A 21705-nucleotide genomic window follows, 5' to 3' on the forward strand; every position below is an offset into this window, starting at 1 on the left:
TATTATGAAATGATGGAGGCTACAATAATGAAAATAGCAGTAATTGGCGGAGGCCCAGGAGGTTATGTTGCTGCTTTAAAGGCTGCAATGATGGGCGCTGAAGTAACATTAATAGAAAAAAATAAAGTTGGTGGTACATGTCTTAATGTTGGATGTATACCTACAAAATCATTATTAGCTTGTTCAGAGGCATTTGATTTTATAAAAGAAGCTGAGAACTTTGGATTAAAATCAGATATAAATGCAGAAGCAGATTTAGCTAAAATAAATTCAAGAAAAAATAAGATAGTTGATAATCTAGTAAAGGGAATAGAGTTTTTACTAGAGAGTAGAAATGTTAATTTAGTAAATGGTTTTGGTAAATTAATAACAAAGAATCAAATTTCAGTAACTATGGATGATGGTTCTGAGCAAATAGTAGATGCAGACAAAATTATTTTAGCTACAGGATCTAAAGCTATAGTACCTGGTATGTTTAAATATGATAAAAAGAATGTTTTAACAAGTGACGAAACTCTTGAATTAACAGAGATACCTAAATCTCTTTTAATAGTTGGTGGAGGAGTTATAGGTTGTGAATTTGGTCAATTTTTTAGCAAATTAGGTACAAAAGTGACTATAGTTGAAATGGCAAGTCATGTACTTCCATTTGAAGATGATGATGTTGCTAAACAGCTTACAAGAGCATTTAAAAAGCAAAAAATAAAAATTATTGCAAAAGATAAAGTAGATTCAGTAGAAGTAAATGATGGAAGTGTAAAGGTTGTTCTTGGAAGTGGTAAAGAAATAGAAGCTCAAAAAATGTTAGTGTCAGTTGGTAGAAGAGCTAACACTGAGAATTTAGGATTAGAAGCTTTAAATGTCCAGTTGGATAGAGGCAAAGTAGTAGTTAATGAAAAAATGCAGACAAATATAGACAATATATATGCTATAGGAGATATTGTTGACAGTCCATTATTAGCACATGTTGCTTCAAAAGAAGCTTTAATAGCTGTTGAAAATGCATTAGGAAAGGTTAATGAAATAAGCTATAAAGCTGTACCAAGATGTGTTTATACTAGTCCTGAAGTAGCTGCTGTAGGAATGACACAAAAACAATTAGATGAGCAAGGTATTGAATATAAAATTGGAATGTTTGATTTTAGAGGTTTAGGTAAAGCACAAGCTACTTCTAAAATTCAAGGATTTGTGAAAATTATAGTAGATAAAGATGAAAAAATTATTGGAGCTTCTATAGTTGGGGCTCACGCAACAGATTTATTAGCAGAGTTGACTTTGGCAGTACATTTTGGATTAACAGCAAAGCAATTAGGAGATGTAATACATCCTCATCCTACAATGTCAGAAGCAATTATGGAAGCAGCTCATGCCGTTGAAGGTAAATGTGTACATGCAGTTGACTAGATAGGGTAAATTGAAGCCCTGTTTAGTAGAGAATAGGAGGGGTAATATGAGTTTTAAAATAGCAGTAGCAGGAAAAGGTGGAACAGGTAAAACAAGTTTAACAGGGCTTATGATTGATTATCTAGTTAATAACAAAAAAGGTCCTATATTAGCTGTAGATGCTGATGCAAATTCTAATTTAAATGAAGTATTAGGAGAAGAAATAGAAGCAACTATTGGAGAAATAAGAGAAGAAGTTAATAATGCAGAGGCAACAGGCAAAGAATTTCCTGGCGGTATGTTAAAAGCAGATTACTTTAAGTACAGATTAAATACAATGGTTACTGAAGGAAATGGCTATGACATGTTAGTGATGGGAAGAACCCAAGGTGAAGGTTGTTACTGTTATGTTAATGGAATACTTAAAACTCAATTAGCATCACTATCTGGTAACTATGATTATTTGGTTATAGATAATGAGGCTGGTATGGAGCATTTAAGTAGAGGAGTTATTAAGGACATAGATTTATTATTCCTTATAAGTGATTGTTCAAGAAGAGGAATACAAGCTGCTGGCAGAATAAAACAACTAGCAAAAGATTTGAAAATAAAGGTAAAAAACATTTTTCTTATTGTTAATAAAGCACCACAAGGTGAAATTAATGATGGAATTAAATCTGAAATTAAGAATCAAGATTTAGATTTAATAGGAGTTGTTCCAATGGATACAAATATATATGAGTATGATAGTAATGGAACTCCATTGGTTAAGCTTCCAAAGGATTCTTTAGCAAGGAAATCACTAGAAACAATATTATCGAAGGTTGAGATTAAGTAGTTAGTATTAGGAGGCGGTTCATAATGGCATTGAAAAAGTCAGTTCAAAAATATTCTGGAAGAATAAATGAATTAAAAATTGGAACTGGAGAAAAAGAGATAACTTTAGGTGGAGAAAATGCAATGGCATTTCACAGCTTCGATGGTGAAATAAATGCACCTAAAATAGGCATGGAAATATTAGACATTAACCCAGAAGGATGGACTAATAGTTTAAAAGATTTATACAAAGATGTAGCAGAGGATACTGTAGAATGGGCAAAAGCAGTTGAAGAAAAATATAATCCTGATTTTATTTGTTTAAGATTACAAGGTGCAGACCCAAATGGAGCTAATAAAACTGTAGAAGAATGTAGCGAACTTGCAAAAAAAGTTGCTGATAGTATAAGCACTCCATTAGTTATTGCAGGAACAGGAAACCATGAAAAAGACGGAAAATTATTTGAAAAAGCAGCTGAAATTTTAGATGGAAAAAATGTATTATTGATGTCAGCTGTTGAAGAAAACTACAAAAGCGTAGGTGCAGCAGGTGCTTTAGCATATAATCACAAGGTTGGAGCAGAATCTTCAGTAGATATTAATTTAGCTAAACAGTTAAATATTTTATTAAATCAGCTTGGAGTAAAATATGAAGACATTGTAATGAACGTAGGATGTGCAGCAGTTGGTTATGGATTTGAATATCTAGCATCAACATATGATAGAATTCGACTTGCTGCGTTTGGTCAGAATGATAAAACATTACAAATGCCTATAATTACACCTGTTTCATTTGAAACATGGAATGTAAAAGAATCTATTGCACCTGAATCAGAAATGCCTGATTGGGGTTGTCAAGAAGATAGAGGTATAATGATGGAAATTTCAACAGCAGCAAGTGTACTTGCAGCAGGAGCTGATGCAGTAGTGCTTCGTCACCCTAAATCAGTTGAAACTATAAGAGAATTTGTAAATGAATTAATGTAGTTTGATTTATATATGATTTAAGAATCTGGAGTAGTGTACAGCTAAATACAGTAAAGAGTATTTTATTTACGAGGAGGAAGTAAGATGGCTTTAACAGGATTGGATATATTTAAATTAACACCTAAAAAAAATTGTAAGGATTGTGGTTTTCCTACTTGTCTTGCATTTGCAATGAAGGTTGCAACAGGAGCAGTTGAAATAAGTAAATGCCCACATATGGGACAGGAAGCACTTGATAAACTTGCAGAGGCTACTGCACCACCAATGAAAACTGTAAAATTTGGAGCAGGTGAAGCTGAGTACAAGCTTGGAGGAGAAACAGTATTATATAGACATGAAAAAACTTTTGTAAACAGAAACAGATATGCAGTTTTAATAAGTGACAGCATGAGTAATGAAGAGATAGATAGTAGACTTACAAATATTGAAAAAGTTAACTATATAAGAATTGGTGAAGAAATGCATATTGAAATAGCTGCTTTAAAATATACTGGAAACAAGGACAAGTATATAGAGCTAGTTAATAAAGTAAAAGCAGCTAATTTAAAAGTTGCATATATGCTAATATGTGAAGATGCAGAAGTATTAAAAGAAGCTGTAGAATTAGTTAAATCAGAAAATCCAATTATATACGGTGCAAACAAAGAAAACTATGAGGCTATGACAGAGGTAGCAAAAGAGAATAAATTAGTTTTAGGATTAAAAGCTGACTCATTAGAAGAATTATATGAAGTAACAGAAAATGTTGGGAAGCTTGGACATAAAGAATTAATACTAGATGCAGGAAGTAAATCAATAAAAGAAGCTTTTGAAAATGCTGTACAGATTAGAAGAATAGCATTAAAAGATGGAGACAGAACATTTGGTTATCCATCAGTAATATTTGCTGGAGAACTAGCTAATAACAACAAATACATGGAAACTGCTTTAGCTTCATTATTTACAATTAAATATGGATCAATAATTGTTCTAGATGATATAGAATATGCAAAAGCATTACCATTATTTGCTTTAAGACAAAACATATTTACAGATCCACAAAGACCAATGACTGTTGAGACTAAGATATATCCAATAAACAATCCGGATGAGAATTCACCTGTATTAGTAACAGTTGACTTTGCATTAACTTATTTTATAGTTTCCGGAGAAATTGAAAGATCTAAAAAACCTGTATGGTTAGTAGTTCCTGATGCAGGAGGATATTCAGTTCTTACAGCATGGGCAGCAGGTAAATTTACAGGTTCATCAATCAGTAACTTTATAAAAGAATCAGGAATCGAGGAAAAAACAAAGTCAAGGAAGCTATTAATACCTGGTAAAGTTGCTGTGTTAAAAGGAGATATAGAAGACAATCTTCCTGAATGGGAAGTAGTTGTAGCTCCAAATGAAGCAATGCATTTACCAAAATTCTTAAAAGAAATGTAAATGCATTGAAAAATAAGTTTAATTAGTTATTACCCCACCTATTCTGATAAAAGAGTAATTACATAACTGACTATTATAGCAGTATGTAATTACCTTTTATCAAGGGTTTATAAAAAATAAAATGGAGGTTGACAAAATGGAAAAATTTATGGTTATTGGAGAGAGAATACATTGTATTTCTCCTACTATTAGAAAAGCACTAGCAGAAAGAAATCCTGAGCCAATCATAAAGAGAGCTAAAGAACAGTTAGAAGCAGGAGCTACTTATTTAGATGTTAATATAGGACCAGCAGAAAAAGATGGAGAAGAAGTAATGGCTTGGGCAGTACAGCTTCTTCAAAAAGAATTCGACAATGTACCTTTAGCACTTGATACAGTAAATAAAAAAGCTATAGAAGCTGGTTTAAAAGTTTATAACAGGTCAAAAGGCAAACCAATTATAAACTCAGCTGATGCTGGAGAAAGAATAGAAATGATTGATTTAGCAGCAGCAAATGATGCAATGGTAGTAGCATTATGTGCAAAACAAGGTATACCAAGAGATAATGATGAGCGTATAGCTTATTGTACAGAGTTATTGGAAAGAGCTATGGGACTTGGAATGGAGCCAACAGATGTATTATTTGATCCATTATTCTTAGTTGTTAAAGGTATGCAAGATAAACAAGTTGAAGTTTTAGAAGCAATTAAAATGATTAGTGAGATGGGATTAAAAACAACTGGTGGATTAAGCAATAATTCAAACGGTGCACCAAAAGAAATTAGACCTATTATGGATTCTGCTACAGTTGCAATGGCTATGCAGTGTGGATTGACTTCAGCAATAGTAAATCCTTGTGATTTAAGATTAATGGAAACAATTAAAACTTGTGATGTTATAAAAGGAAATACTTTATACGCAGATTCTTATTTACAGTTATAAAAAAAATTAAGATGTCGACTTTGAAAAATCTTGACGGATTATAAAAAGGAGGTTGTTCTGATGAATTTATTTCAGACAATATTTACAGGTTCCAAACAAGCTTTAGAGCTAGCAGAGAGCGTTGTAAAAAAAGCTATAGATGAAAAAGGTAAAGATCACAAAGTTGCATTTCCTGATACAGCTTATTTCTTACCAATTATATACGCAGCTACAGGTAGTAAAATAACAAATTTAGGAGAATTAGAATCAGCTTTAGATGTAGTAAAATCTCTTATAGTAGAAGAAGAAATTCTTGATAAAGCTTTGAATTCAGGTTTAGCTACAGCAGTAAGTGCAGAGATTATTGAAGCTATAAAATATGCTAATAATGAGAATCCTTATGAGGATGAAGCAGGTATAGGTTTTGTTGCAGACCCTATCATTCGTTCACTAGGAGTACCTCTAGTAACAGGAGACATACCAGGTATTGCTGTTATGCTTGGAAAAGCAGAAAATAGCGAGGATATAGGTAAGATAGTTAAAGATTATCAATCAAAAGGTATATTAACATTTTTAGCTGGAGATGTAATAGATCAAGCTGAAGAAGCAAAAGTTAAGATGGGATTAGATTTAAGGGTTATTCCTTTAGGTCATGACGTAACATCAGTTATACATGTAGTTTCAGTAGCTATAAGAACAGCTTTGATTTTTGGTGCTATAGAGCCGGGTAAATTAGGTGAGTTCTTAAAATATACTAAAGAAAGAGTACCTGCATTTGTAAATGCATTTGGTCCTTTGAGCGAATTAGTTGTTTCAGTTGGTGCAGGAGCTATTGCATTAGGATTCCCTGTAATATGTGATACTGATGTTCCTGAAGTACCAACACTTCTATTAACTCAAAAAGATACTGATAAAACAGTTAAAACATCATTAGAAGCTAGAGGTATCAAAATTAAAATTACTGAATTACCTATACCAGTAGCTTTTGGTGCAGCCTTTGAAGGTGAAAGAATAAGAAAAGGTGATATGTATGTAGAGTTTGGTGGAGGAAAAACTGAATCTTGGGAACTTGTTAGGGCTAAAGATTTAGGAGAAATAGAAGACCATAAAATAGAGATAATTGGTCCGGGATTAGATACAATTGATACAGTTCCTGGTAGATTACCATTAGCAGTTTTAGTAGAAGTTGCAGGTAAAAACATGCAAGAAGATTTTGAACCTGTTTTGGAAAGAAGAATTCACTATTTTATGAACTATATTGAAGGTGTTATGCACGTAGGACAAAGAAATATAACTTGGATTAGATTTGGGAAAGAAGCAATAGAAAAAGGTTTTGACCTTAAGCATGTTGCAGAAGTTCTATATGCTAAAATGTTAGATGAGTTTGCTTCAGTAGTTGATAAATGTCAAGTAACCTTAATAACAGACGAAGCAAAAGCTAAAGAGTTAAGAGATAAGTATGCTACAGTTAAATATGAAGCCAGAGATAAGAGATTAGCTTCCTTATCAGATGAAACCGTAAATACATTCTATACATGTAACTTATGTCAATCATTTGCTCCAGCGCATGTTTGTATAGTAACTCCTGAGAGACTTGGTCTTTGTGGTGCGGTTAGTTGGTTAGATGCAAAAGCAACTAATGAACTAGATCCTACAGGTCCATGTCAACCAGTACCAAAAGAAGGAGTAGAAGATGAAGAAATTGGTATCTGGAGTGAAGTAAATAAAGCAGTTGAGCATTATTCTCAAGGAGCAATAGATAGAGTTTCATTATATAGTATTTTGATTGATCCAATGACTTCTTGCGGTTGCTTTGAGTGTATATGCGGAATCATGCCTGAAGCTAATGGAGTAGTAATAGTAAATAGAGAGTATTCAGCTCAGACTCCTGTTGGAATGACATTTGGTGAGCTTGCTTCAATGACTGGTGGTGGGGTTCAAACTCCTGGATTCATGGGTCATGGAAGACAATTTATTTCATCTAAAAAATTCATGAAAGCAGAAGGTGGATTTGCGAGAATAGTTTGGATGCCTAAAGAGCTTAAAGACTATGTAGCGGATAAATTAAATAAAGCAGCAAAGGAACAATATGATATAGATAATTTCACAGATATGATATGTGATGAAACAATAGCTATAGAATCAGAAGAAGTATTAAATTATCTAACAGAAAAAGGACATCCTGCTTTAACAATGGATCCTATTATGTAGTTTAAAGTGATTGAAAGGAGAAATGGATTATGAATTTCCCAGAAAATTTGAAATATAATAAAGAGCATATATGGGTAAGTTTAGAAGATGGTGTTGCAACTATAGGGATTACAGACTATGCACAAGATAAACTTGGAGAGATATTATTTGTTGAACTTCCTGAAGTAGGAGATGAAATAGAAAAAGGTGATGAGTTGACAGTAGTTGAATCATCAAAAAAAGCTTCAAGTGTAGCATCTCCTGTAACTGGTGAGATCATAGAGGCAAATGAAAAGCTTGATGATGAACCTGAATATGTAAATGAAGATGCATATGATGCTTGGATTGCAAAAGTAAAAGTTAATGATGAAAGTGAATTAGAAGAATTATTAGAAGCAGCAGATTATGAACAAATAATTAAGTAAAATAGAAAATCGTAGGATTACCTTAAATTAGGTAGTCCTATGATTTAATTTATAAACGTATTAGAAATGTTATTAAAATAGGTTTGCAGCTTATATTGGAGGTTGTGGATTATGTTTAAGGTTATTTTTAAACCGTCAAATATAGAAATAAAGGTACAGAAAGATGAAAATTTATTAAGTGTTGCAAGAGAGGCGCATATTGCAATAGATGCACCATGTAATGGAAATATGTCATGTGGTAAATGTAAAGTAAGAATATTAAAAGGTAAAGTAGATACCAAAAAGTCTGTTCATATTAGTAAAGAAGAAGAAAAAAAAGGATATGTATTAGCGTGTGCAACGAAAGTAATAGAGGATATTATTGTAGAAATTCCTGATACAAGTTCATTGTATAAGAATGATATGAAGATAGAAGATTTTTCTGGATTAAAGGGAAAAATGGCTTTCGATAGAGCAAAGAAATCCTTAGTGAACAACGGTCTTAAGTTAAATTTATACGTAAAGAAAGCATATATAGAACTAGACATACCAACTTTAGATGATAATATTGCTGATACAGATAGATTAACTAGGCAAATAAGGCAGATGCTTGGTTTTCAGAAGGTTGAAATAAGCTTAAACCTAATAAGCAAACTTCCATTATTATTGAGAGAGTCAAATTTTAGAATTACGATTGCATATATGATTAAAAGTAACGATACAATTTCATTAATGAATATTGAAAAAGGGAATACAACAGATAAGTTATATACAGTTGCTGTTGATATAGGAACTACATCAGTTGCTACATGTTTAATAAACTTGTTAACCGGTGATGTTATAGCAGAAGCATCATCAGCAAATGCACAAATACAGTATGGGGCAGATGTTATCAATAGGATAATATACGCTACTAAGAAAGATGGTCTTAAAGCTTTAAATAAAGCTATCATAGATGATACTTTAAACCCTTTACTAAACAAAATGTATAAATCAGCTAATATTTCTAAAGATGATGTATATTTTATTTCTGTAGCAGGTAATACAACTATGATTCATTTACTATTGAAGATATATCCAGATTATCTTAGACAAGAGCCGTATATTCCTGTATTTTCAAATATGCCTATAATGCAAGCTTCAAGTTTGAACCTATGTATAAATGAGCTTGGTGGAGTATATACTTTCCCATCAGTTGCTAGTTATGTAGGAGGAGATATAACAGCAGGAGTTCTTTCAGCAGGTATTTGGAATTCACAGGAAAATATATTATTTATAGATTTAGGAACAAATGGCGAAATAGTTTTTGGAAATAAAGAATTTATGATGACCTGTGCTTGTTCTGCTGGTCCTGCATTTGAAGGCGGTGGAATCAGTTGTGGTATGAGAGCAAGTAAAGGAGCTATAGAAAGAGTTAAAATAGACAAATATGAACCTAAAATAAACATAATTGACAGCAATAAACCTGTTGGTATTTGTGGTTCGGGAATAATTGATTTGATAGCAGAAATGATGTTTGCTGGTATAATTGATAGAAGAGGGAAGATAGTTCAAGATATAGAAACAAACAGAGTTAGATTTGATGAGCATGGAATTGGAGAATATGTTCTAGCCTTTAAAGATGAATACGGTATAGAAAATGATATCTGTATAAATGAAATTGATATAGATAACTTTATTAGAGCAAAAGGTGCTATTTATTCAGGAATATATACATTAATAGAAAGTGTTGGTTTCGATTTAAGCTGTATAGATAAAGTGTACATTGCTGGAGGTATAGGAAACAGTTTAAATATCGAAAATTCCATAGCAATAGGAATGTTACCTGATTTAGCTAAAGATAAATTTAAATATATAGGTAATAGTTCATTAAGTGGCAGCTGCTTGGGCGTGATTAGTAAATCAGCTAGAGATAAAGTAGAGGAAATTGCAAATCAAATGACTTATGTTGAACTTAGTGTTTATCCAAGTTATATGGATGAATTTGTATCAGCTTGCTTTTTACCTCATACTAACATAGATAGATTCCCAAACATAAAACTTTTATTATCATAGAAAATTTATTTTATAAAAAACTTGGTTGTTTAAATATTATTTGATAATATATAGTTGGAAGATATGAATTACAAAGATTAATACAAAATTCGGAGGTGAAATTAAATGTGTGAATCAACAGCTTATTTAGTTACTCCATATGGTGAAGAAAAAATAATGGATTATGTGGTAGAACTTAGACCAGAAAATGACGGTAAAGTTTTTTTAGCTGATTTGTTAGGTGAACAGAAAATAGTTGATGGTAAAATTAAAGAAATAAAATTAATAGATCATAAGATAATAATCGAAAATAATTAAGTTTACGTAAGTTATTATTAGTACTATATAAAATGTAAAAATATTCATTTATGGAGGAGAAAAATGATCGTTGCAGTTATTGATGGCATGGGAGGAGGAATTGGTTCAAAGATAGTTTCAGCATTGAGAGATGAATTACCCTCGTATGTAGAAATATACGCTTTAGGAACTAATTCAGCAGCAACCTCTGCAATGATGAAGAGCAGAGCAAACAAAGGTGCAACAGGAGAAAATGCAGTAGCTGTTTCTATTAGAAATGCAAGTGTTATAATAGGACCAGTATCAATAATGATGCCAAATGCAATGATGGGAGAAATAACTCCAAGGATAGCAGAAAGTATTATGCTTGCAGATGGATTAAAGATATTACTACCTATCATGCAGGAAAATTATGAAATAGTAGGACTAGAAAACAAACCAATATTACTTTTAATAAAAGATGCTGTAGAGCGTATTAAAAAGGAATTTAACTTATAATTTATTCCTGATTATTTATATAACTTTGAATAATATGCTGTATAGTTCTGAATTATGAGCAGAGAACCTAAATTTTAATTTAGTGTGAATCGCTTACTCAGACGTAGTCTGAGGTACATCTAAAAAAATTAGAAGGCATACCGTGTTGGTATGTCGAGAATTTAGTGAATATCTTATAAACATGAGCAGAGAACTAAAATCTACGATTTTATGTGAATCGCTTACTCATTCTAAGAATGAGTTTCATTAATACAGAGTATTTAATTTTTTATGAATAATCTGGGATTAAGTGTGGGGAAAAAAGTTTAAAATAATGTAAAATCAAAATATAGGAGGTTTTAAATATGTGTAAAGAACATAGCCATATTCATACTCATGACCATGATCATAATCATGAACATACACATGACCATGATTGTTGTTGCTCAGAGCATACACATTCACATACTCACGAACACGAGCATGATTGCTGCTGTGATGGTATATCAAAAGAAGAAAAAACATTGAGAGTTTTATTAGCTCACTGGATACAACACAATAAATCACATACAGATGATTTTGAGCAATGGATAGTAAGAGCAAAGGAAATGGGCAAGGAAGAAACAGCTGAGTATATTAAGAAAGCTGTTGAATTTATAGACAGTGCAAACAATATGCTACTCGAAGCAAAAAAACGCATGTAGGGATTTGTCCCAAAATGGCTAAATTCTTCGTTATTGAAATATCGCACAACTAGTCACGTACGTTAGTACGCTCCTATCTGTGCAAATTTCAATGCCTTGAATTTCATCCATTTTGAAACAAATCCCTTGAGGAAAAGAATGATTAATATTAATAAGTTGTAAAATAAATAGCATGACTAGTCACGTACGTTAAGTACGCTCCTATCCATGCTATTTTTAATGCCTTGGAATTCACTCATTTTGAAGCTCCCACTGGATTTAAGCAGAGAACTCAAATCTTTGATTTCATGTGAATCGCTTACTCCTACGAAGAATGAGTAGGAGTTTCATATTAAAAAGAGGAAGCTAAGAGTAATAAAAAAAGCATAGAATGAAAGATTTTCATATGTTTTCAATGCCTTGAATTTCATCCATTTTGAAACAAATCCCTTGAGGAAAAGAATGATTAATATTAATAAGTTGTAAAATAAATAGCATGACTAGTCACGTACGTTAAGTACGCTCCTAGCTGTGCTATTTTTAATGCCTTGGAATCCATTTATTTTGAAGCTCCCACTGGATTTAAGCAGAGAACTAAAATATTTGATTTTATGTGAATCGCTTACTCAAAGGAAGTAATGAGTCTGAGTTTCCTATTTTCTACTATTATTTAATACGATCTAGTAGAACTCTGCCAAAAAGTAAAACTATTATTGCTACATATACAAAAATTTTGCTAAATGCGTATTCTCTTATTAAAACTATACTACATGCAAATATTATCAAAAATATCATACTTATTAGAATTTCAACATTAATTTTTTTATTTCTTAGTATTAAAATTTGTACTAAACTTGATATCATAATAAAAAAAATTAGTAATACTTGAAAATCATCCATTATATTCTCCTAATATTTATATTATTTTACTTTTGATAATTGTAAATATTTCAATTAATAACAATATTATAATTCTAACATAAAAAAGTCAATATAAAATAGTAACATAAAAAGAATATAAACGAATTTATAAAATATACTTGAGATTGTACAAGATATGCGTTTAGATATTAGTTCATTATGGAAGTATAATATAAAGTTGTTCATTTAGATTATAAAAGCAGTGTCAAAAACACTGCTTTTATACTGAGAAATAAAATGAGATAATTAGTCTTCTTTATGGTAAGCGACTTTAATAATATCTCTTTGGATTTTATTATCCCAGAATCTTAGATGAGTATAGTTTCCATATAAGCTCAAACCATCTTCTTTTAATTTAGCTTTGAAGGTATCAAGTTTAATTAACGCTAACTCATCTTTGATAGAAGGAATTACCTTAAATGCATTAATTGAATTAGAAAGGTCAACTTCTTTATTATCTACCTTAATAACTTTTTTGATATGGGATCCACATACAGGGCATTTAAGTTCATATTTAAGTTCAATATAATCTTCATTTTCCTGTATGTTCATGCTTAAAATAGGTACTTGATTTGTACATCCACATTTTTCGAATAGAATAAATGGATAACTAAAATTAATCTTTGACATTACTAATTCCCCCTTAGATTTAGATTATTCCTCTATAACTATAATAATACAAAATCAATAAAAAATAAAGATATTGTATAGTGTATACATAAATTTATTCATATATTTTAAATGAAGTCCTCTATTTTTATCTAGTGGACTACTAATCAGGTGGATAGGGTAACAATATGATTTTTCAATACCTAGCAGTAGCTGAGAAGGTTCAATAATATTTTTTGCTTAATACCTGACATACTATTGTCAAATATATATAGTAGAATATAAATAAAAAAGGAGTTAAATTATGAGTAAAATAGATTTTAAAAAAGAATATAAGGAGTTATATAAACCTTCAGTAAAAAAAGTGAGTATTGTAGAGATAACTAAATTTAATTATTTATCAATTGATGGTGTAGGCGATCCTAATACCTCCATAGAATATAAACAAGCAATTGAGGCACTTTTTAGTGTATCATATAAGGTCAAATTCATGATCAAGAAGGGTAGTATAGGTATTGATTATGGAGTACTACCTTTAGAAGGCTTATGGTGGACTGAGGATATGAATGATTTTTCAATTGAGAGAAAAGATTTATGGAACTGGACTGCGATGATTATGCAGCCAGACTTTGTCGAAAAAGAATTGGTTGATGAAGCCATGAAAGAGGTAAATAAGAAAAAAGAACTACCTGCTATATCAAAGATTAAATTTCAAATCATAGAAGAAGGCTTAGCAGCTCAAATTATGCATATAGGTCCATATAGCGAAGAAAAACCTACTATTGAAAAATTACATAACTACATCAAAGATAATGGCTATGTTTTTAATGGAAAACACCATGAGATATATTTGAGTGATGTTAGAAAAGCTGCACCTCAAAATCTAAAGACAATTATTAGACAGCCAATTAGTTCAATTGAATAGTAATTAACCCAGATTATCAAATTATCTTTGAATAATCTGGGTTAATTTAAAAGTCAAAAAAGGGAGTGTATCAAATGCTTTCAAGACACTCCTTTATAGGGTAATATATGTGTATATAAGGGCTATTTAATTAGCTGAAGGCTTTTTTTGTAAGAGCTCCCATACAGATATCTCCAACAAAAGCTAAATCCTCAGCTGTAAAGTAAAACATTACATTTCCATCAAATAGTATCTGAGATGTAGCTTCAAATTCTTCATCTCCCTGCCATAATATTAATGTAATATATACATTGTTTATGAATTCTATTTTATAAGCTAAATCTCCACCATTAACCTTTATACCATTACAGTTTTCTGCTGCTTTTTTAAAACCTTCTAAGTTTTTGCCAAAGGTTTTTTGAAATCTAAGAATACATCTACCATAAAAATTATTGTAATATACATTTCCACCAGATACTTCTCTATAAGTTATAGTTTTATGTGATGGTTCTATGCCTTTAGCATTTATCAAATATCTAAGTATTAATGTTTTAATTGGGTATTTTTCAACTTCTGTATAATCGTTATTTAAAATATTTCCAGAAGGGTATTGTACAACATATTTATTATTCATAACTGTAACTGTAAATTCTTGTTTTTCTTCATTGTAAGGACATCCAGTATTATTTGACATTTCAAGGGGATCAAAGTTTTTAAATTGTGATTTATTATATTCATAAGGAATTTTATCTTTTCGCTTTTCTTGTACAGCTTGATTATTTTGCATTGTATCTCCTCCATTACAAATTGTTAAAATAAAAACAATCACTTTGTATACATGATACAATACGAGCGATTAATTGTCAACCTTTAAAGCCTATTAAAAGATTAATTTAATATTGGGAATGTGAGAAAATAAAAATCTAAAAGAATATTGATAAAATATTGACAATGAAACTTAATACATGTTATACTGTATACAATAAAATATATATAATAATTATGATCACGAAGATCTTTTTCTAGCTTGAAAGCAAGAGAGGTTTTTGTGTTTTTTTTTGGTACATAAAAAATTAGGAGGCGATTTAAATGAAAAAATGTTTAATCATATTTTTAGCTATGATGATGATTTTTACAGGTTGTAATTCTGTTGATGTAAGTAGTGAAAAAGAGTCAAAAGGAGATTTAATATTTACTGCTAATGGAGAAGATTTTACTAGAAAAGGGTTTACAACTTTGGATGGATGGAATCTTAAATTTGATAATATATTTATATCATTAGAAGATGTTAAAGCATATATTTGTAATAAACCATATGATGCTGAAAATAATACTAAAATAGAAGCTGATGAAGTTGCAGTACTAAATAAAAATATTATTGTTGATTTAGCTGCTGGAGATGAAAATGCTGCACCTATTAATTTAGGGATTGTAAAAGGTGTTAGTACAGGAATTTATAATGCTATATCATGGAAAGTAGTTAATAGTGATGACGAAAAAATGAATGGTTCATCCATAGTTTTTATAGGTAAGGCAGAAAAAGATGGTAAGATTATTGATTTTACAATTAGGTTTAATAAACAGTATGAATTCTTTGGCGGAGAATTTGTAGGAGAGAATCGAAAAGGAATAGTTGAAGAAGGTAAAACAGCTGACGTTGAAATGACATATCATTTTGATCATATATTTGGAGATGGAAGTTTAGCTACGGATGATGAGTTAAATAAAGGGGCTATTGGTTTTGGACCTTTTGCTAAACTTGTCGTAAACAATGAAATTAATGTAGATATGGATAAAATCAAAAACGGTTTTGCAAAAGATGACTATGAAAAATTACTAAATTTAATACCTACTTTAGGACATGTTGGGGAAGGTCATTGTTATAGTGTACAAATAAAATAGCAATTGTTTAATATGCTAAGTAATTTGCAATTAACTGATGTTATAGGAGTGATATAAGTGAAGAATGTTAATGTTGTTATGTTACTACTAGTAGTTTTACTACTGATACCTTTTAATGTAGTTTATGCTCACGGAGTAAATATAAGTTATAAAGCTAATATAGAATATGAAATAAGTGCAAGCTATGATACAGGACAACCTTTATCTGAAGCACAAGTTACTATTTATTCACCACAAAATCCTTCTGAGCCTTGGTATAAAGGTATAAGCGATAGTGAGGGAAAAATTAGTGTTAAGCTTGACTCTTCGCAAAAAGGTATGTGGTTAGTACAGTTTAGAAAAGGCGGGCATGGCGCTAATATAAACATACCTGTTGGTGAAGATAAAGCATTAGAAGGAACTACAGGTTATTCTAAAATACAGATGATAATAATGAGTATTTGTATTTTATGGGGTTTTATAGGAACTACATTGTATTTTAAGGCTAGGAGGTAAACAACATGCATATTCCTGATGGTATATTATCTGCACCTGTTTGTTTAGCTGGATATGCAGTAACTTCAGCGTCTGTATGGTACAGTTTAAAAAAAATAAAAAAGCAAGAAAATTATAAAGGTGAAATCCCCAAGGTCTCTCTTGTAACAGCAGTATTTTTTGTAGCATCTTTAATCAGTGTACCTATACCACCTGCAAGCGTGCATTTAGTACTAACAGGCACGCTTGGGATTTTACTTGGTATTTATGCAATGCCAGCAATTTTAGTAACATTATTTTTGCAGGCAGTTATGTTTCATCATGGAGGATTAACTACATTAGGTGTTAATGCTGTGATACTGGGTATTCCAGCAGTAGTTTGTAGTATTTTATATAGAGTATTATATAATATTAGTGGTAATAAAGTAGTTAATAAAATAATAAGTTTTATGACTGGATTTTTAGGAGTTTGCTTGAGTATTTTATTATTTTCACTAATCATAATATTATTTTTACCTGAAGGTGTTGATGCTACTGCAGAACGAAATGCAGTAATAGCATTAGTGATAGCACACATACCATTGATGCTTATAGAAGGTGTTTTTACAGTCTTTTTAGTAGAGTTTTTAGAAAAAACAAAACCTGAAATTTTGGGGGAAAGATAATGAGGAATGGTGTTAATAATTATTTAGATATAAATTCTCCATTACACAGATGGGAGACTCGATTAAAGATTATAACTTTAGCGGTATTGATTTTATGTATTTCGATTTTAAATAGTATAACTCTTTTAAGTTTATTATTTTTATTATCAATAATTTTATACAAAGTGTCAAAGCTACCTGTTAAAATGCTTCTAAAGAGAATTATTATTCCTGGAATTTTTGTATTAGTTTCATGTATATTTATATTATTAGCTTCAAATGGAGACATAGTTTTTAAATTATGGATTTTCTCAATTACAATGAATGGTATAATTGAATTTTTTAGAATTATGTTAAAATTTATTAGTATATTTACATTAATAACTGTATTATTTGAAACATCTAAAATCATGGATTTAATTAAAGCTATGAACACACTTGGGTTATCGGGTATATTAACAGATATTATGTTATTTACTTTTAGATATATATTTCAATTAGCTGATAATCTTTATGCTATGCAAACTGCAATGAAGCTTAGAGGATTTAAGTTTAATAGTGTTAAAGATATAAAAAACATAGCATGTTTAATAGGAACGCTGTTTGTTAGAAGCTATGAACAGTCAAAACGAGTTTATGATGCAATGATATTAAGAGGTTATAGAGTACAAGATAATAAGAATTATAAAGAGTTAAGGAAAATACAAAAATATGACATATATATGACCTGTGCTGTATCATTAGCAGTATTGATTGTTGTAGGATGTGAAATTATTTATTAAAAATAGAGGTGTAAATATGCAAGAAAACATAGAATTAATAAATGTTGAAAATGTTACTTTTGGGTATGATATTGATAATGAGATAATAAACGATATTAGTTTTGAAGTATTTAAAGGGGATAGAATAGGCTTAATAGGTCCTAATGGTGTTGGTAAAACTACACTATTTAAGCTTATATGTGGAATTGACAAACCTCAAAAAGGCAAAATTACCATCTGTCAAAGAGAACTGAAGCAAGGAGAGTTTAGACCTGAGCTTGGTATGATATTTCAAAATACTGATGATCAGCTGTTTTGTCCTACAGTTTATGATGATGTAAGTTTTGGACCTAGGAATATGGGTATGTCAAATGAGGAAGTTGATAAAAACGTTAATGAAGCGTTTGAAATACTTAATATCAGTTATTTAAAGGATAAAGCGCCACATCATTTATCAGGAGGAGAAAAGCGTTTAGTTTCAATAGCAGGAATATTATCTATGAAGTCTAAAATTGGTATTTATGATGAACCAACTTCTAATTTGGATATAAGATATAAAAAAAGACTAATAAAATTTTTAAAATCTTCTCATCACGAAGCAATAATAGTATCTTCTCATGATTTAGAATTCATATTACAAGTATGTAATAAAATAATATTATTTGATGAAGGTAAAATTATTGCTATTGATAGTCCAGAGACTATACTTGCAGATAGCGAGTTAATGAATTCACATGGGTTAGAAAAACCTTATTCGCTTACTTACACATGTGGCTATACCAAAACATCTGCTCAATAAAATAGGGGTGTATCAAAATTTTGAAACACCCTAATATTTTGGGTTTATTATACTAAATTAAATTAAATGTGTTAAACATATATAGTCTCTGATTCACAACTGTCCAATTTATATTATTGAAAAAAATCTCGATATATTTTTTTCTATCTATTCCAAAGTCAATCATGTAAGCATGTTCATAAACATCTAAAACTAATAATGGATAGGCATTCCATATACTACCCATATCGTGAGAATCACATCCAAACACATGTAGTCTTTTATCCATGGAATCTAATGCTACTACTACCCATCCTCTCATAGATAGCGCTACATCCGTTATTCTGGTATAGAAATTTTTTAGTGAGCCGAAATCCCTGCTTATAAGTGCTAAAACATCTCCATGAGGCTTATTGCTTTCACCTGTCATATTAGAAAAGTATAATTCATGAAGCTTTACACCATTTAATGCATAACTTTCTCCTAATTTTAAGCTTCTCATTTTTGAATAAGTAGTATTAGAGTTTTCATAATTTTTTTCTACGCTTAATATATTCCATATTGTATTAGTTTTATTAACATAACCTAAGTATAATTTATAGTGCTGATTAAGCTGATTTAAACTTATACCTTCTACAGTATCAAAATTAAAGGTTATAGGTTCTATATTGCTCATAGTGCCATCCTTTCTAAATTTTATTTTTAACCCAACATGTTCTAAAAAGATTTATTTAATACTATATTATGTTATGAAATATACAGATATAAATATATAACGAGATTATTTTTAGAAAATAAAATATTCAACAAACTGTTCGAAGTAATTTTTTTTGAAATTTACTATTGAAAAATTTCATAAAAAATATTATAATATTTACATAATTAAATTTCTGGGCAACGGCGTCCATAATAATGGGATATATCATACCCTTTTATTATGGACTTTTTTTGTTTGAAAAACCAAAAAACATTTAGGAGGCTTATTATGAATAGAAACTACACTAAAGAAACAGTAATTGAGAAAGCAAGAGAATTAGATGTTCAATTTATTCATTTACAATTTACAGACATATCAGGAGTTATGAAAAACATATCTATTACAATCGAACAGTTAGAAAAAGCTTTAAATAATGAAATAATGTTTGATGGTTCTTCTATAGATGGATTTGTTAGAATTGAGGAATCAGATATGTATCTTAGACCAGATCCAACAACTTTTGTGGTTTTCCCTTGGTCTACACAAGCGGCAGAAGCAAGACTTATTTGTGATGTGTATAATACAGATGGTACTCCTTTTGAAGGATGTCCTAGAAATACACTTAGAAAAATATTAAAAGAAGCTGAAGATATGGGATATGCTATGAATGTAGGACCAGAATGTGAATTTTTCTTATTCCACACTGATGAAAGAGGCAAACCATCATTAGAAACACATGATAATGCTGCATATTTTGATTTGGCTCCAGTTGATTTAGGTGGCAGTGCTAGAAAAGACATGATTTTAACTTTAAAGGAAATGGGTTTTGAAATAGAAGCTTCACATCATGAATGTGCTCCAGGACAACATGAAATAGATTTTAAATATGACAATGCCCTAAGAGCTGCTGATAATATAATGACATTTAAGATGGTTGTTAGAATTATAGCTCAAAGACATGGCTTACATGCTACATTTATGCCAAAGCCTGTTCATGGTATAGCAGGTTCAGGGATGCATATTAATATGTCATTAGCTGATTTAAATGGAAAGAATGCATTTTATGATAAAGATAATGATTTAGGATTATCTAAAGATGCTTATCATTATTTAGCAGGAGTACTTGATCATGCAAAAGGTTTAGCTGCTATAACTAATCCAACAATTAATTCTTATAAAAGACTAGTACCTGGTTTTGAAGCACCTGTACACATAGCATGGTCTGCTAGTAATAGAAGCCCATTAGTTAGAGTACCTGCTAAAAAAGGTCAGTCTACAAGAATAGAACTAAGAAATCCTGATCCATCGGCTAATCCATATTTAGCTTTAGCAGTAGTTTTAAAGGCTGGGATTGATGGGATTAAAAAAGAACTTACTCCACCAGAACCTATAAATAGTAATATTTATGATATGGATAAAGGAGAAAGAAGAGAAAATGGAATTGACAGCTTGCCTGTTAATTTATATGAAGCTGTAAAGGATCTTAAAAAGGATGAGGTTATTAAAGAAGCTTTAGGAAATCATATATACAAGAAATATGTTGATATAGCTAAATATGAATGGGCTGAGTATTCGAAATTTGTTTCAAAATGGGAACTAGATAGATATTTGAAGAAATTCTAAAAAAGAGTGTTTAAACACTCTTTTTTTTATACACAAAAAAATTTCTTGAAAATAATAAATATAATTCTGTTATGAGAAGTATAAATCTCATTAAACCCAGATTATTGATAGAAAATTAAATACTATACAGCGTATTATTCAACGTTATATGAATAATTAAAGTTAAACATTTTGTTCATAGTTATATTTTTTTTTGGTAATAAATAATATATAGCATAACGTCATTACAGAACATTATTATTTAGGGAGTAAATTCAAAGGGGGTATAATTTGAAAAAAGAAATTGAGCAGTTATTTGAATGTATAGTTGATGGCAGAGAAAATAATTCAAGTGGTTTTAGGCGGGGTAGTATATTTAAATTCCCGAGACGTAGAAATAGAAAAAATGCAATTTCAGGCAGTAAAAAGATATCTTTTAATTTAGATAAGAATGGAAGATATGATGTTGAAGCTGAGCCTTTTGGCGCAGGGATAGCTATTAATTATTCAATTATGGTTGATGATCCTAATGCAATATATAATATAACTATTTACTCCAGTGAAGGTGGTGGTGGTGAATACAAAAAAATAAAACCAAAACAAAAAATAAATGGTGTATTAAAAACAAATAAAGAGCATAAAACAAAAATAAAAATAAATATTCAAGCTAATAAGTCTGATGTGGTTGGACATGCAACAATAGATTATAGTATTTAAAAATAATTATTATTGTATTTTATAGCTTGATTTTATATAACATATGTATATTGGGTAAAATCAACATTAAGATAAATTTAAATCAAAGTTTTTGTT

The 21705-nt window shown here is 30.3% G+C and carries 23 protein-coding genes; 19 read left to right on the forward strand and 4 right to left on the reverse strand.

Annotation, left to right across the window (positions count from 1 at the left end):
* Positions 1-27 precede the first annotated feature (27 nt).
* The 11 genes from lpdA (at position 28) to AYC61_RS04825 (ending at position 11621) form a co-directional block, all read left to right on the forward strand.
* A complete protein-coding gene (lpdA, locus tag AYC61_RS04775) occupies positions 28-1404 on the forward strand; it encodes a dihydrolipoyl dehydrogenase (RefSeq protein ID WP_066497594.1) in 1377 nt (458 codons plus the stop codon).
* Positions 1405-1450: 46 nt separating this feature from the next.
* Positions 1451-2221, forward strand: coding sequence for an ATP-binding protein (locus AYC61_RS04780; protein ID WP_066497601.1), 771 nt, complete (start codon positions 1451-1453; stop codon positions 2219-2221).
* Between the two features lie 23 nt (positions 2222-2244).
* Complete coding sequence (gene acsD / locus AYC61_RS04785; protein ID WP_066497607.1) at positions 2245-3186, forward strand: acetyl-CoA decarbonylase/synthase complex subunit delta; 942 nt, start codon at positions 2245-2247, stop codon at positions 3184-3186.
* Positions 3187-3270: 84 nt separating this feature from the next.
* Positions 3271-4614: an acetyl-CoA decarbonylase/synthase complex subunit gamma gene (gene acsC, locus AYC61_RS04790; RefSeq protein ID WP_066497612.1), complete on the forward strand. Its 1344-nt coding sequence runs from the start codon at positions 3271-3273 to the stop codon at positions 4612-4614.
* Positions 4615-4750: 136 nt separating this feature from the next.
* Entirely contained in the window at positions 4751-5536 is a 786-nt protein-coding gene (acsE, locus tag AYC61_RS04795; RefSeq protein WP_066497614.1) for a carbon monoxide dehydrogenase/acetyl-CoA synthase methytransferase subunit, read from the forward strand.
* A gap of 60 nt (positions 5537-5596) precedes the next feature.
* Positions 5597-7726, forward strand: a complete 2130-nt coding sequence (acsB, locus tag AYC61_RS04800; protein WP_066497615.1) for an acetyl-CoA decarbonylase/synthase complex subunit alpha/beta — start codon at positions 5597-5599, stop codon at positions 7724-7726.
* Between the two features lie 29 nt (positions 7727-7755).
* Positions 7756-8130 (forward strand): glycine cleavage system protein GcvH, encoded by a 375-nt coding sequence (gcvH, locus tag AYC61_RS04805; RefSeq protein ID WP_066497616.1) that lies wholly within the window; start codon positions 7756-7758, stop codon positions 8128-8130.
* A gap of 111 nt (positions 8131-8241) precedes the next feature.
* Positions 8242-10164 carry a corrinoid activation/regeneration protein AcsV gene (acsV, locus tag AYC61_RS04810; RefSeq protein ID WP_066497617.1) on the forward strand — a complete coding sequence of 641 codons (1923 nt, stop codon included), beginning with the start codon at positions 8242-8244 and terminating at the stop codon, positions 10162-10164.
* 105 nt (positions 10165-10269) lie between these two features.
* A complete protein-coding gene (locus tag AYC61_RS04815) occupies positions 10270-10461 on the forward strand; it encodes a CooT family nickel-binding protein (protein ID WP_066497619.1) in 192 nt (63 codons plus the stop codon).
* A gap of 63 nt (positions 10462-10524) precedes the next feature.
* Complete coding sequence (locus AYC61_RS04820) at positions 10525-10938, forward strand: DUF3842 family protein (protein ID WP_066497629.1); 414 nt, start codon at positions 10525-10527, stop codon at positions 10936-10938.
* 344 nt (positions 10939-11282) lie between these two features.
* Positions 11283-11621: a DUF8180 domain-containing protein gene (locus AYC61_RS04825; RefSeq protein ID WP_066497634.1), complete on the forward strand. Its 339-nt coding sequence runs from the start codon at positions 11283-11285 to the stop codon at positions 11619-11621.
* Between the two features lie 645 nt (positions 11622-12266).
* Here the strand turns inward: AYC61_RS04825 and AYC61_RS04830 are convergent.
* The gene (locus AYC61_RS04830) at positions 12267-12500 is read right to left on the reverse strand and encodes a hypothetical protein (protein WP_066497637.1); all 234 of its coding nucleotides are present in this window, start codon (positions 12498-12500) and stop codon (positions 12267-12269) included.
* A 267-nt stretch (positions 12501-12767) separates the two neighbouring features.
* Positions 12768-13151 (reverse strand): hypothetical protein, encoded by a 384-nt coding sequence (locus AYC61_RS04835; protein WP_066497641.1) that lies wholly within the window; start codon positions 13149-13151, stop codon positions 12768-12770.
* A gap of 283 nt (positions 13152-13434) precedes the next feature.
* Here AYC61_RS04835 and AYC61_RS04840 point away from each other — a divergent pair, with 283 nt between their 5' ends.
* Positions 13435-14055: a GyrI-like domain-containing protein gene (locus AYC61_RS04840; RefSeq protein WP_066497644.1), complete on the forward strand. Its 621-nt coding sequence runs from the start codon at positions 13435-13437 to the stop codon at positions 14053-14055.
* Between the two features lie 130 nt (positions 14056-14185).
* On the opposite strand, the gene AYC61_RS04845 is transcribed toward AYC61_RS04840, so the two are convergent.
* Positions 14186-14821 (reverse strand): DUF3786 domain-containing protein, encoded by a 636-nt coding sequence (locus AYC61_RS04845; RefSeq protein ID WP_066497646.1) that lies wholly within the window; start codon positions 14819-14821, stop codon positions 14186-14188.
* Between the two features lie 302 nt (positions 14822-15123).
* Here AYC61_RS04845 and AYC61_RS04850 point away from each other — a divergent pair, with 302 nt between their 5' ends.
* The 5 genes from AYC61_RS04850 to AYC61_RS04870 are packed head-to-tail and all read left to right on the forward strand — an operon-like array spanning position 15124 to position 18614.
* A complete protein-coding gene (locus AYC61_RS04850) occupies positions 15124-15936 on the forward strand; it encodes a hypothetical protein (RefSeq protein ID WP_066497652.1) in 813 nt (270 codons plus the stop codon).
* A 57-nt stretch (positions 15937-15993) separates the two neighbouring features.
* Entirely contained in the window at positions 15994-16431 is a 438-nt protein-coding gene (locus tag AYC61_RS04855) for a hypothetical protein (RefSeq protein ID WP_066497653.1), read from the forward strand.
* Between the two features lie 5 nt (positions 16432-16436).
* Positions 16437-17075 carry a cobalt transporter CbiM gene (cbiM, locus tag AYC61_RS04860; RefSeq protein ID WP_066497654.1) on the forward strand — a complete coding sequence of 213 codons (639 nt, stop codon included), beginning with the start codon at positions 16437-16439 and terminating at the stop codon, positions 17073-17075.
* On the forward strand, positions 17075-17836 hold the full coding sequence (gene cbiQ, locus AYC61_RS04865; RefSeq protein WP_066497656.1) for a cobalt ECF transporter T component CbiQ: 762 nt from the start codon (positions 17075-17077) through the stop codon (positions 17834-17836). Before cbiM ends, cbiQ begins: the two co-directional genes overlap by 1 nt.
* 16 nt (positions 17837-17852) lie before the next feature.
* Entirely contained in the window at positions 17853-18614 is a 762-nt protein-coding gene (locus AYC61_RS04870; RefSeq protein ID WP_066497658.1) for an energy-coupling factor ABC transporter ATP-binding protein, read from the forward strand.
* A gap of 52 nt (positions 18615-18666) precedes the next feature.
* Here the strand turns inward: AYC61_RS04870 and AYC61_RS04875 are convergent, their stop codons facing one another.
* A complete protein-coding gene (locus AYC61_RS04875; protein ID WP_066497660.1) occupies positions 18667-19269 on the reverse strand; it encodes a superoxide dismutase in 603 nt (200 codons plus the stop codon).
* 309 nt (positions 19270-19578) lie between these two features.
* Between AYC61_RS04875 and glnA the strand changes: the two genes are divergently transcribed.
* Together glnA and AYC61_RS04885 are read left to right on the forward strand one after the other, a co-directional pair.
* The gene (gene glnA, locus AYC61_RS04880) at positions 19579-20913 is read left to right on the forward strand and encodes a type I glutamate--ammonia ligase (protein WP_066497661.1); all 1335 of its coding nucleotides are present in this window, start codon (positions 19579-19581) and stop codon (positions 20911-20913) included.
* 270 nt (positions 20914-21183) lie between these two features.
* On the forward strand, positions 21184-21609 hold the full coding sequence (locus AYC61_RS04885; protein WP_066497663.1) for a hypothetical protein: 426 nt from the start codon (positions 21184-21186) through the stop codon (positions 21607-21609).
* Positions 21610-21705: the final 96 nt, after the last annotated feature.

It is taken from the genome of Abyssisolibacter fermentans (assembly GCF_001559865.1).
GTDB classification, from domain to species: Bacteria; Bacillota; Clostridia; order Tissierellales; family MCWD3; genus Abyssisolibacter; species Abyssisolibacter fermentans.